Annotated in this window: 13 protein-coding genes; 11 read left to right on the forward strand and 2 right to left on the reverse strand. The window is 47.0% G+C overall.

Features of this window, described 5'->3' with window-relative positions; genetic code table 11:
• The first annotated feature begins 93 nt into the window (after positions 1 to 93).
• The 8 genes from OKS35_RS03500 (at position 94) to OKS35_RS03535 (ending at position 6,779) form a co-directional block, all read left to right on the forward strand.
• Positions 94 to 837 carry a DeoR/GlpR family DNA-binding transcription regulator gene (locus tag OKS35_RS03500; protein WP_264092480.1) on the forward strand — a complete coding sequence of 248 codons (744 nt, stop codon included), beginning with the start codon at positions 94 to 96 and terminating at the stop codon, positions 835 to 837.
• Positions 834 to 1,763, forward strand: a complete 930-nt coding sequence (gene pfkB, locus OKS35_RS03505) for a 1-phosphofructokinase (protein WP_214783213.1) — start codon at positions 834 to 836, stop codon at positions 1,761 to 1,763. Before OKS35_RS03500 ends, pfkB begins: the two co-directional genes overlap by 4 nt.
• Positions 1,760 to 3,670 carry a fructose-specific PTS transporter subunit EIIC gene (locus tag OKS35_RS03510; RefSeq protein ID WP_214783216.1) on the forward strand — a complete coding sequence of 637 codons (1,911 nt, stop codon included), beginning with the start codon at positions 1,760 to 1,762 and terminating at the stop codon, positions 3,668 to 3,670. Before pfkB ends, OKS35_RS03510 begins: the two co-directional genes overlap by 4 nt.
• Positions 3,671 to 3,811: 141 nt before the next feature.
• Complete coding sequence (locus OKS35_RS03515; RefSeq protein WP_012726215.1) at positions 3,812 to 4,333, forward strand: GNAT family N-acetyltransferase; 522 nt, start codon at positions 3,812 to 3,814, stop codon at positions 4,331 to 4,333.
• Positions 4,334 to 4,415: 82 nt separating this feature from the next.
• Positions 4,416 to 4,718, forward strand: a complete 303-nt coding sequence (locus OKS35_RS03520) for a hypothetical protein (protein ID WP_264092481.1) — start codon at positions 4,416 to 4,418, stop codon at positions 4,716 to 4,718.
• A gap of 67 nt (positions 4,719 to 4,785) precedes the next feature.
• On the forward strand, positions 4,786 to 5,541 hold the full coding sequence (pyrH, locus tag OKS35_RS03525) for a UMP kinase (RefSeq protein ID WP_264092482.1): 756 nt from the start codon (positions 4,786 to 4,788) through the stop codon (positions 5,539 to 5,541).
• A 9-nt stretch (positions 5,542 to 5,550) separates the two neighbouring features.
• On the forward strand, positions 5,551 to 6,198 hold the full coding sequence (locus OKS35_RS03530; RefSeq protein ID WP_264092483.1) for an alpha/beta family hydrolase: 648 nt from the start codon (positions 5,551 to 5,553) through the stop codon (positions 6,196 to 6,198).
• Between the two features lie 50 nt (positions 6,199 to 6,248).
• The gene (locus tag OKS35_RS03535) at positions 6,249 to 6,779 is read left to right on the forward strand and encodes a GNAT family N-acetyltransferase (RefSeq protein WP_214783228.1); all 531 of its coding nucleotides are present in this window, start codon (positions 6,249 to 6,251) and stop codon (positions 6,777 to 6,779) included.
• A gap of 49 nt (positions 6,780 to 6,828) precedes the next feature.
• Here OKS35_RS03535 and OKS35_RS03540 read toward each other — a convergent pair whose 3' ends face one another.
• Positions 6,829 to 7,464, reverse strand: a complete 636-nt coding sequence (locus tag OKS35_RS03540; protein ID WP_264092484.1) for a peroxiredoxin-like family protein — start codon at positions 7,462 to 7,464, stop codon at positions 6,829 to 6,831.
• A gap of 233 nt (positions 7,465 to 7,697) precedes the next feature.
• On the opposite strand from OKS35_RS03540, the gene OKS35_RS03545 reads away from it, so the two are divergent.
• Positions 7,698 to 9,671: a methyl-accepting chemotaxis protein gene (locus tag OKS35_RS03545; protein WP_264092485.1), complete on the forward strand. Its 1,974-nt coding sequence runs from the start codon at positions 7,698 to 7,700 to the stop codon at positions 9,669 to 9,671.
• A 41-nt stretch (positions 9,672 to 9,712) separates the two neighbouring features.
• Here the strand turns inward: OKS35_RS03545 and cls are convergent, their stop codons facing one another.
• Positions 9,713 to 11,158 carry a cardiolipin synthase gene (gene cls / locus OKS35_RS03550; RefSeq protein WP_012726224.1) on the reverse strand — a complete coding sequence of 482 codons (1,446 nt, stop codon included), beginning with the start codon at positions 11,156 to 11,158 and terminating at the stop codon, positions 9,713 to 9,715.
• 103 nt (positions 11,159 to 11,261) lie between these two features.
• Here cls and OKS35_RS03555 point away from each other — a divergent pair, with 103 nt between their 5' ends.
• Both OKS35_RS03555 and OKS35_RS03560 read left to right on the forward strand, forming a co-directional pair.
• On the forward strand, positions 11,262 to 11,696 hold the full coding sequence (locus OKS35_RS03555) for an OsmC family protein (protein WP_074037078.1): 435 nt from the start codon (positions 11,262 to 11,264) through the stop codon (positions 11,694 to 11,696).
• Between the two features lie 74 nt (positions 11,697 to 11,770).
• The gene (locus tag OKS35_RS03560; protein WP_264092486.1) at positions 11,771 to 12,259 is read left to right on the forward strand and encodes a GNAT family N-acetyltransferase; all 489 of its coding nucleotides are present in this window, start codon (positions 11,771 to 11,773) and stop codon (positions 12,257 to 12,259) included.
• Position 12,260 lies beyond the last annotated feature (1 nt).

Below are 12,260 nucleotides of genomic sequence, written 5' to 3' on the forward strand. Positions count from 1 at the left end.
TTGTGACAAATTGAATGAAAATGAATGTTTTTGAATGATTTTAGTTGTTTTTATAATGAAAACGCTTTATATTAGACGTATGGAGGGAACAAGATGTTAACGAAACAACGACATCAGTTGATTTTGCAACGCTTATCTGAACAGAAGGTCGTCAAATTAAAAGAATTGGTTGATTTGACGGATTCATCCGAGTCGACGATTCGTCGAGATTTGACGGACCTCGAAGCGGAAGGGTATCTGGCAAGGGTTCACGGAGGCGCAACACTCATTGCGACTCCAGATGAGGAACCGACATTCGAAGAAAAGCGAGACCGGTTCGTAGATGAAAAAGTTGCGATTGCACGGAAGGCCGCAATGTTCATCGAAGACGGGATGTCGATTTATTTAGATGCCGGTACAACCACTCAGGCGATGGTTCCGTTTTTACAAGGCAAAAAGATTGTCGTCGTCACAAACAGTTTACCGATTGCGAATGAATTATTTGATCTTGATATTAAGACGTTTGTGATTGGCGGAGAATTAAAGCGTTCCACTCAGGCATTGGTTGGGTATAACGCACGGGAGAGCATGATGAATTATCGCGTCGACCTCGCCTTTCTCGGAATGAATGGAATCGACCTTGAAGCGGGTTACACGACCCCGGACCCAGAAGAAGCGCTTGTCAAAAAAACGGCAATCGAATTGGCACAAACCTCGTTCGTACTCGCGGACGCATCGAAGATCGGGAAACGAACGTTCAGCCGAGTCGCGACGTTAGATGCCGCACAGTTGATCACATCAAGCAGTGAGTCAATGAGTTCCATCCAAACAATCACAAAGGTGGTGAATGCGAAATGATTTACACGTTAACACTCAACCCTTCTATTGATTACTACGTAACATTACCTGAAGTACATCTAGGAGAAGTGAACCGAATCGAAGAGACGACGGAGCGCGCAGGCGGTAAAGGAATCAACGTCTCCATCGTTCTTCGGGAATATGCACAAGAGACGAAAGCGCTTGGTTTCATCGGTGGGACGACCGGTGACTTCATTAAAAAGTCACTCGTCGATCACGGTGTACACACCGATTTCGTAGAGGTGAATGGGAACACCCGGATCAACGTCAAGATTCGGGCGAAAGAGGAAACAGAACTGAATGCGAGCGGACCGAATATCACAGAGCGCGAGCTCGAACTGTTGACGGCCAAGTTCGATCAAGTTCAAGAAGGCGATATCGTCGTCCTCGCGGGTAGTATCCCGAGCAACCTACCAGACTCGCTATATCGGACCATTGCTGAATCGATTCGCGAAAAAGGTGCCGACTTTGTCGTCGATACAACGAAAGATGCCATGCTCGAGGTGCTCACGCTTGAACCACTCATGATCAAACCGAATCACCATGAATTAGGTGAATTGTTTGATACCGAGATTGAAACGTTTGAAGAAGCTCTACCTTATGCCGAACAGCTCGTCAAACGCGGGGCGAAAAACGTCATCATCTCCTTTGCGGGAGACGGGGCACTACTCGTTAACAAGGACGGAGCCGTCACAGCGAACACACCGGTCGGGAAACTTGTGAACTCGGTTGGTGCAGGAGATTCACTCGTCGCCGGATTTGTCGCGAATGTGAAAGGAAAAGGTGAACAAGAAGCATTTCGATACGCGGTCACGACAGGAAGCGCATCTGCTTATACGTTCGGCCTATGTTCAAAACAAGAGATCGATCGCTTGATCGATCAAGTACAACTTACGCCACTTAAACGAATGGAGGAAACAACATGAAAATCACGGACTTGCTCCAACGCGACACGATTCAATTGAATCTACGCGCGAGTTCTAAGCGTGAGGTCATCGAAGAACTTGTCGATGTCCTCGATCGCGCTGGTAAACTATCCGATCGCAACGGTTATCGCGATGCGATTCTAAAACGTGAAAGCGAGAGCACGACCGGCCTCGGAGAAGGGATTGCCATTCCTCACGCGAAAACGAGTGCGGTCAAAACGCCAGCAATCGCATTCGGTCGCTCGGAAGGCGTCGACTACGAAGCGTTAGACGGACAACCGAGCCGCCTCTTCTTCATGATTGCGGCAGGAGAAAACGCGAATAATGAACACCTTGAAACACTCTCTAAACTTTCAGTTTACTTGATGGACCCTGCATTCCAAGAGCGTCTCTATGCAGCCACTTCTGAAAGCGATGTCATCCGTGCCATCGAAGAAAAAGAAGCGGCAGAAGCGAAGCCGGAAGTCGTCAAACAGACGAATGAAGATGCACCGTTCATTTTAGCGGTCACGGCATGCCCGACAGGAATCGCTCATACGTATATGGCAGCAGATAGCTTGAAGCAAAAAGCGGAAGCGATGGGCGTCGATATTAAAGTCGAAACGAACGGATCGACTGGTGTAAAAAATGAATTGACGCGCGCGGATATCGACCGGGCGACAGCGATCATCGTCGCAGCGGACAAGGCTGTTGAAATGGATCGTTTCGCTGGTAAACGAGTCATCGAAGTTCCGGTCGCACAAGGGATTCGGAAACCTGAAGAACTTATCAATCGTGCGGTGAAACAAGATGCGCCGGTATATGAGGCTTCGAAAACATCAGGTGGCGCTTCGAAAGAACAACGTACAGGCGTGTACAAGCACTTGATGAGCGGTGTATCTGCGATGCTTCCACTCGTTGTCGCAGGTGGACTCTTGATTGCCATCAGCTTCTTCTGGGGCATCAACTCTGCTAACCCGGATGACCCGTCTTACAATGAATTTGCTGCACAATTGATGACAATCGGTGGAGCTGCATTCGGCTTCCTCGTTCCGATTCTCGCCGGTTTTATCGCGATGTCGATTGCCGATCGCCCAGGTCTCGCACCAGGTCTCGTGGCAGGGGTACTTGCAAGTCAAGGGAACGCCGGATTCCTCGGTGGTCTCATCGCTGGTTTCTTGGCAGGTTATGTCGTCCTCTTCTTGAAAAAGGCACTTGCGAAGTTGCCAGCTTCACTTGAAGGAATCAAACCGGTCCTCTTATATCCTTTACTTGGATCATTTATCTCAGGTATGGTCATGTTGCTCGTCGTCAATGAACCGATTGCTGCACTTATGACATGGTTGATGGATACGTTGAACAGTATGAGCGGCGCAAACGCTATCCTTTTAGGAGTCATCGTCGGTGGGATGATGGCAGTCGATATGGGTGGTCCGATCAACAAGACAGCATACGTCTTCGGAACGGCAGCACTCACAGCGGGTAACCAAGAAGTCATGGCAGCCGTCATGGCTGGAGGGATGGTACCACCACTCCTCGTCGCACTCGCATCAACTGTCTTCGCTCGTCAAAAGTTCTCGAAACAAGAGCGCGAAGCAGGAAAAACAGCATATATCATGGGAGCTTCGTTCATCACGGAAGCGGCAATCCCATTCGCAGCTGCGGACCCGATTCGCGTTCTTCCATCAGCGATTCTCGGTTCTGCCATCGCAGGAGGATTATCCGCATTCTTCACGATTCAATTACCAGCGCCACACGGAGGAATCTTCGTCTTCCCACTTCTTGAAGGAGCTGGAAACGTCGCGGTGAGTATGGGCCTCTATGCACTCGCCATCTTGGCAGGTGCGGTGGTCGGAGCATTGCTCCTCTCGTTCTTGAAAAAACCGTTAACAACTTCTACACCAGTCCAATCTAAAGAAGTTGCATAACGTGATAAAAGACGTCGCCTTTATCTAAAGGTGACGTCTTTTTTGTTGTGGATGTCCGTTCAATTTTCACATAATCTCGGATTGCAAGTTGGGGATTTGTGGTAAACTATTTGTAAAGCTTCGGGTGAGGAGGGGGTCACATTGGACATTCGGGTCGCCAAACCAGATGATGTGTATGGGATTGCGAGAGTGCGTGTGAACGGGTGGCGTACGACCTATCGGGGGATCGTACCGACCGAGTATTTGCTAAAAGTATCATCCGGCTCCATCGAATGGGCGGAACGCTTGCGGACCGCCCTTCGTCGGCAAGAAGTAGCCGGCTTTGTGGCGATTGTCGAGGACGAAATCGTGGGCTTCGTTCTTTACGGAGAAGAGCGGACAGGAGAGTATCCAGACCACACGAATGAAGTGTATGCCATTTATATTTTAGAGAATCATCAAGGGAACGGAATCGGGTCCGCTCTCCTTGAACATGCCGTGCAATCGATGTGTGAGGCAGGACTCTTGATCTGGGCACTTGAGATGAATCCGTTTCGTACTTTTTATGAGCGAAAACAAGGGCAGGTCATCGACCAGAAAGATCGAGAGTTTGGTGAATTGATGCTTCGAGAAGTGGCGTATGGATGGGAAACGACCCGTCATGACTCCATCATGGGAGCCTGAGCTTTAAGACTGTAGAATGTTCTACGGTCTTTTTTTGTTGAGTGAAATGGATGCTAAATCAAAAGGGATCCTCTACTATTCGATGGCCAATCTACATGGTTATGAACGTCCAGATCAGTATGAAGCGTATCTGTTAAAGGCGATTGCAGAGTACCCAGAATTCCCTCGTTACCACCTTGATCTTGGACGGTACTATATCTCAAACGAGAATACCGAAAAGGGAAAGCTGTATATAAGAGAAGGGTTACTTAGAGTAAAAGAGTGTTTCACCGAAAGACAACCTTCAGACTTTGAAATGTCTTTGTATACGTTTATCGATGAAGAGATCGGTGGACTTTATATGTTTGAGGAGACTTACAAAGAATACGAAAAAATGTCCCATTGAATCAAAATGGAATACTGTTGTTCAATCAAACAATCTCTTCTATACTGAATTGAACAAAAAATTCCAAATGAAGGGTTGGGAGACATTGAAGCACCGAAAAATTTGTATCAAGTTAAGTGGAGCCGCTCTAGCCGGTGATGGAACGGATAATTTTGACGAAATGAGTCTCAGCCTGATAGCTGAAGAAATATTGTCACTCGCAAAAAGCGGGGTTGAAGTATGTATCATGGTCGGCGGGGGAAATCTTTTTCGCGGGAATCAAGCAGAAGTGTGGGGGATCAATCGCGTGGAGGCTGACAGTATCGGGACGCTCGGGACGGTCATGAATTCATTGATGCTACGTGGAATCTTGAAACGAGATACGACTCGAGAAGTGCGCGTCATGACATCGATTCCAATGCCGAGCGTAGCCGAACCGTACATTCAACTTCGAGCCATCAATCATTTGAAAAAAGGATATATCGTCATTTTTGCAGGCGGTAACGGTCAACCGTTCGTCTCTTCAGACTATCCTGCTGTTCAGCGTGCCATCGAAGTGGGATGTGATGCCTTGTTCGTGGCAAAGAACGGTGTCTCCGGCGTATATGACCGCGATCCTCGTTTGGATTCGGACGCTCGTCAATTTGAAACCCTTCACTATAACGATGTCATTTCGAATGATTTGAAAGTGATGGATCAATCGGCATTGCTTCTCGCGAGAGATCACGGTTTGCCGATTCACTTGTTCGACTTCAAGGAGCGGAACGCCATTCATCGTATTCTCGAAGGAGAGAGCATTGGAACGATGATTCATCACCATGAAACGCAGCTCTTGCAGAATTGAGGAGACAGCATGTATGAAGTAACAGATGGTCACGTCATTGGGAAAAACGGAATACCCGTCCCGTATTCGTACCTGCAGCCTGATTCGTCATCCGACACACTCGTGATTATGTTGCCCGGATACGGATATACAAATGATTCTCCAATGTTTCGCTATACGACTGGATTGTGCATAGAGAATGGGTTGAACGTTCTCGAAGTCAACTATAACTATCGCGACGAGCGGTACGATTCAGTCGATGTAAATAAGGCAATTGTTGATGATGTTCGACTCGTCATCGATCAAATCCTACATACTGATTCCGTTCAACAATACATCATCGTCGGAAAATCGCTCGGTACGGTTGCGATGGCAAGTGAACTCACCCGAAACGTGTTTCATGATGCCAAACTCGTTTGGTTGACACCTTTGTTGAAACAAGACGACATATATGAAGCGATCCAGTCTCATAAAGGACAACAGATGATTCTCATAGGAACGGCGGACCAACATTATGTAGATGAGAGAATGAAGCGTCTTGAACATCTGGCCTTGACCGAACTCGAGATTGTCAAGGAGATGAATCATAGCCTCGAGTACACAGGAGAGACATACCGGTCACTACGGTTACTTGAAACACTTCTCAAGCGAGTGGAGCAATTTATCATGTCCTCATAGGTCGTGAACCGGAGGAGAGTTGCGCGATCAAATGAAAGGGAGGAGTCGACTTGAAATTTACCACTGAGCGTTTAGAAATCAGACCATTTATGGAGAAAGACTTGCATGCTACATTCGAAATGTATACAAAACCAGAAGTATGCAGATATCTTTTGCATGAGCCATGGACGTCTGAAAACAGGAAGAAAGAATTTGATAAAAAACTAACAAATTCTATTCTTACCGAGACTAGTACGTTGAATTTAGCAGTCGTACATCAAGATGAAGTGATTGGGGATCTCACAGTTTGGTACACGGGTATGAAAGATACGGTAGAGATTGGGTATTGTTTTTCTGATTCACATTCAGGAAAAGGATATGCGACGGAGGCAGTGAGCGGATTGCTAGGGGAGTTGTTCACAAAGCTCAATCTACATAGGGTACAAGCTAATCTCGACGCCAGAAATGTAGCTTCCCAGAAATTATGCGAACGGGTTGGAATGAGAAAAGAAGCTCATTTCTTGAGAGACTATTGGAATAAGAATGAATGGACCGATAGCATGGTGTACGCGATATTGCACGAGGAGTTTATAAGACAATAAACGAAATAAGTGAATAGAAAAGGAGATGATGCGCGTCATCTCCTTTAATTTACAATTTTTCAATAACCGTTTTCGGGTCGACACGTTCTGTATAGTCAGCAGGCACATCACTGAACGAAATCGTTCCATCAGATTGGATGATGAACGTGGCCGGTTTCGGCAACTGCCAATCTTCGTTCCCGTTATGTGCATCGACATTTAGTCCAGATGCTTTATAAATATCAATCAAGTAATCTGGCATGTCAAAGACGAGGTCGAATTGACGTGCGACAATATTATCAACATCACTCAATACATAAAAATCAAGTTCATTCTTTTCTTTCGTCGAAAGGGAATAATCCGGCGTTTCCGGACTGATCGCGACAAGAGTCGCGCCTTTTTCTTGAATCGTTGCCAACTCGCGCTGGTAAGCGCGGAGCTCGAGGTTACAGTATGGGCACCATCCACCTCGGTAAAATGTGACGATGACTGGTCCATTTTCAAGGAGCGTTTTCAAATTGACGGTTGTCCCGTCCGCGTGAGGCAATTCAAACGACGGCGCTTGATCTCCAACTGTTAACCCTGATGCGATGCCTGAATCTTTCAATTCTTGAGTCGCCTGAGCCATCAATCGTTGCTTCTCGGCAGGTGCATTTTGTTTGAACTGATCTTTATAGGATTTGATTTCTTCCAATAATGAATTCATCATTTGACTCCCTTTTCCGATATGGTAACTCAAATTTTAACTAAATACGAATAGTATGATTTGTTCAATCGAACACAACGGTGAAACTCCATTTCAGTTTCCGAAAAATAATTTTCGAATAATTCAATCAATTCTTCAGATTTAATGACTTTTGACCGATATGATGAATAACCCAAGGGGGATTCGACTCATCGAACTCGCTTGAACATTTTATTCGGGTTAGGAGATGTTTTATGAAACAGAAGCGCACGATTAGTATCAAGCAAAAATTGATTGTCTTATCCGTTCTATTATTGATTATTCCAGCCACATTGATTGGAATCGTCGCCTATTCGCAGGCGAAAGGTAAAATCGAGTCTCAAATGATCCAGTCCGCCAATTCGGGGGTAGACCGGATGAACAATGAGGTCACGAACCTCATCGAACCGATTCAAACGGACATCTCGTTTTTTGCGAATCGGATTGATAGTTCCATTTATGAAGAGGGAGAAGCGAATCAAGCGTTAGCAGAGAAGTTTACTGAGTATTTAGAGACACATCCAAAAGTGACGAACATCTACTTCGCTTCAGCAGAAGGTGCGATGACGATCTATCCTGAGCAGGAATTGCCAGAAGGATATGACCCACGCACTCGTCCATGGTATGAAGCGGCTGAAGCAAGTGGACAAGATGTTGCCATCACGAATCCGTACGTCGATGCCGCCTCTCAAAAAATGATGATCACGGTTTCGAAGAAGACTTCAGACGGTAGTGGTGTGGTCGCCGTTGACGTCGATGTGAACGATATCGCTGAAGTGGCATCCACCATTCAAATCGGGAAAGAAGGATACGTTGCCATCTTCGACCAGGCAGAACAAGTCGTCATTCATCCGTCGACGGCTGTCGGTGAAAAGATTGATGAATCTTGGACAGATTCGCTCTTTGCCAAGGAAGAAGGGACTCTGTCTGTATCGGAGAATGGGGAAGGTGTGGAGAAAGCATTCGTGACGAACCCAATCACCGGATGGAAGATTGCCGGTACGTTATATGACGGTGAGATTCAAGACGAGACTGTCGGCATTCTTTGGACGACTGGATTCGTCATCATCGGAATGTTCGGGATTGCAGCCATTCTTCTCTACTTCGTTCTCCGTTCAATCTTGCGTCCGTTGCGTTTATTGACAGAAGGAGCAGAACGAATCAAATCAGGAGATTTGACGGAGCCGATTACCGTCTTATCGAACGACGAAATCGGGCTTGTCTCAGAGAGTTTTAATGAAATGAGCGATTCACTTCGTATGGTATTACTCCGTCTCGATGATTCAATCAGTCAAGTTGCCGCATCGTCACAAGAATTGATGGCCAATTCGGCACACAATACGGCCTCATCGGAACAGATTGCCCGTGCAGTTGATCAAATGGCAGTCAGCGCCGATGGCTCGAAGCGACAACTTGACGACAATGCGACATCGCTCCAAGCGATCACATCCGGCATCATGCGAATCTCAGAGAGTTCAATGGACGTGTCTGAACTTTCACGCGAAACCTCGAATGAGGCGGAAGACGGTTCGACGACCGTGAAGGATAATGTGAAGCAGATGCAGGCGATCGATGCGTCTGTCGTGACATTCGAGGGTGTCATTCACTCATTGGCACATCGCTCAAACGAAATTGGAGAAATCGTCACGGTCATCAATGGAATCGCTGAACAGACGAACCTGTTAGCCTTGAACGCTGCCATTGAAGCAGCACGTGCGGGTGAGAACGGCAAAGGATTCGCGGTCGTTGCGAGCGAGGTGCGTAAACTCGCAGAACAGTCACAGCAGTCGACGAAACAAATTGCGGCGTTGATTGATCGAATCAAGCATGAGACGGAACAGTCTGTACAGTTGATGCAGGAAGTATCTACGCATACGAAAGCCGGGTTGGCGTCATCTGAGATGACAGCAGACCGATTCGAGAAAATCAAGGAGCGGACAGTGGCGATGACACCACGGATTGAAGACGTGACCGCAACCGTCGAGGAGATTGCGGCGAACGTTCAGGAAGTGGCAGCGACGGCATCACAAATCGCCGACATCGCAGATGAGAATTCGAGCGTCTCGAAGCAAGTGGCGGCGACGACCGATGATCAATTGAGATCGATTGAAGAAGTATCACAGTCAGCAAAAGCACTCGCGACCATGGCCGAGGAGTTACAAGATCTCGTCTCGCGGTTCAAACTGTAAACGACAATGAGGCAGAGCGCTCCGCTCTGCCTCATGTCTTATTATAGGATTGGACTAAGTAGGCGTGACACCCCTTCACGGGCGCGTACCGTCCATTTACGAGATTCATAATCTTCCACTGTATAGGTGCGACTGACCGCCGTATCGGTCTCGAATAAAGAAACGAGTTCGAGGGCGACCCGCTCATCATAGATGAGTGCGTTCACTTCAAAATTGAGACGGAAGCTTCGAGCGTCCAAGTTCGTCGTCCCGACGGTCGCGATCTCATCATCGACGACGAGCGTCTTCGCGTGGAGAAACCCTTCATCATACAGATAGACGTTTGCCCCGTAGTCGAGGAGTTCCCCAAGGAACGAGAGGGACGCCCACATGACGAATGGATGGTCCGGTTTTCCAGGGATCATGATATCCATCTGAACGCCAGAATGGAGTGCCATTTTGCAAGCGTCCATAAAACTCGTGTCTGGAATGAAGTATGGCGTTTGAATGACGACCCGTCGTTTGGCGGACATGATCATTTTGATCATCATATTCTTCAAATGTTCCGTATCCGAGTTTGGTCCACTCGTGACGATTTGCATCGGAGAATTTTCTTTAATGTCATGTCGCGCAAAGCAGAAGGCATTTTCAGGATCATGTTTACGGTGACCAGAATAATTCCAGTCCAATATGAATCGGTGTTGTAAATTGTAAACGACATCTCCTTCGACACGCAGGTGCGTGTCACGCCAATAGCCAAATTTTTCGACTAAACCTAAATACTCGGTACCGACATTGAATCCACCGACATAGCCGATTTTTCCATCGATGATGACGACCTTTCGGTGATTTCGGTTGTTCAACTTGAAGTTGATGATTCCGAGTGTCGGTGGGAAAAAGACGCGCACCTCGCCATCGTTCGCAATCAACTCTTTAAAGTCCGAGTTCCGAAGACTACGTGAGCCGACCGCATCGTAGAGGAGTCGAACTTTGACACCGGCTTTCGCACGCTCGATCAACTCTTTCAACAGTGCCTGACCGAGAGCGTCACGCTGGATGATGTAATATTGAATATTGATCTCCGTCTCGGCCGAGCGAATGTCATCCATCAACGCTTTGAACTTTTGTTCGCCGTCGTGCAAGATGAGGGAACGGTTATGTACACTGATCAACGATTTAGACGATCGTAAGTTCATTTGAAGCAGTTGGTCATACTTTTCAAACAGCGGCTGCGCGAGCTGGGTTTGGCGCGTATGAATTTGTTCAAGTTGCGCTTCGACTTGAAGCGAATGGAAGGAACGTTCTTCTACACTTAAATTATAGAAGTTATCCTTCTTAAGTTGTCGCCCTAGGAAGAGATAGACGATAAAGCCGAGCACTGGTAAGAAAAACAGGACAAGAAGCCAGGCCCAGGTCGCGCCGACGTCACGTCTTTCGGCGAAGATGACGGCGAGTGCGAATAACATGTTTAACCCGAGGACGATATAAAGTCCCCAACTGAAAATCATAGACCAATCCAACGACATACACCCCTTTATAATCGATTCATAGCTTAATCATACATCAAATGAGGGAATAGGATGCTATCAAATGAAATAGGGGGAGAAGATGATGAACATGGAAGTCGTATGGAAGAAAGGGATGGCGTTTGAAACACATACGCCATCAGGACACACGGTAATCCTTGATGCGGCGGATGATGTCGGTGGGCTCGATACAGGCCCTCGTCCGACAGAAATGTTGCTTCACGCGACCGCATCCTGTACAGGAATCGATATCGTGTCGATTCTGCATAAGATGCGACAGCCAATCGAAGCATTCGAAATGAAAATCGATGGGGTGCGGGCGACCGATCATCCGAAACGCTTTACAGCCATTCACATCTTGTATATCCTGAAAGGCGAGTTATCGGAAGAACGAGTTCGGCGGGCCATCGAGTTGTCCGTTGAGCGATATTGTTCTGTATCGCATAGCCTCAATGCAACGTTGACGTATAGTTATCAATTGAACGATGGAGACGTCACTCCGTTTGATTTTCACGAGTGAGCAAGATGGTTGAAAGGCATGTTGTTCTCCGTTATATTTGTATTTCAAATACTGTATAACTAAAGGAGGACGTTATGATTCGACTCGCGACGAAGCGCGATGCTAAACACATCGCGAACCTAATCGAACAACGAGCCGTAGTGCTAAATGAACAAGGAAGCGACCAATGGACCGAATATTTGGAACAGGACCTCGTAAAGCGTGTGCGCACTGACATTGCTGAAGGTAGTGTATATGTCTTTGAAGATGACCAACAAATTTTAGCTTCAATCGCATTGTTACCTCCAGATGAGTGGGATGATGACTTATGGGACGACAGTGAGCGTGGACAATATATCCATCGAATCGTCGTCAGCGAAAAACTAAAAGGGCAAGGTGTCGGACAGCAACTCATGGAGCATGTCTTAGAGGAAGCCGATGAAGATGAACCAATTCGTCTTGATTGTGTCGCTGACAATGAATTTCTAAATGATTACTATCCACGTTTCGGTTTCGTCTTTGTCGATTCACGAAACGGGTACAATACGTTCGAGTACAGATTAGATGAGAGCATGAGTGCATAAG

Origin of the sequence: Exiguobacterium sp. N5 (genome assembly GCF_025842465.1) — a bacterium.
Classification (GTDB): domain Bacteria; phylum Bacillota; class Bacilli; order Exiguobacteriales; family Exiguobacteriaceae; genus Exiguobacterium; species Exiguobacterium profundum.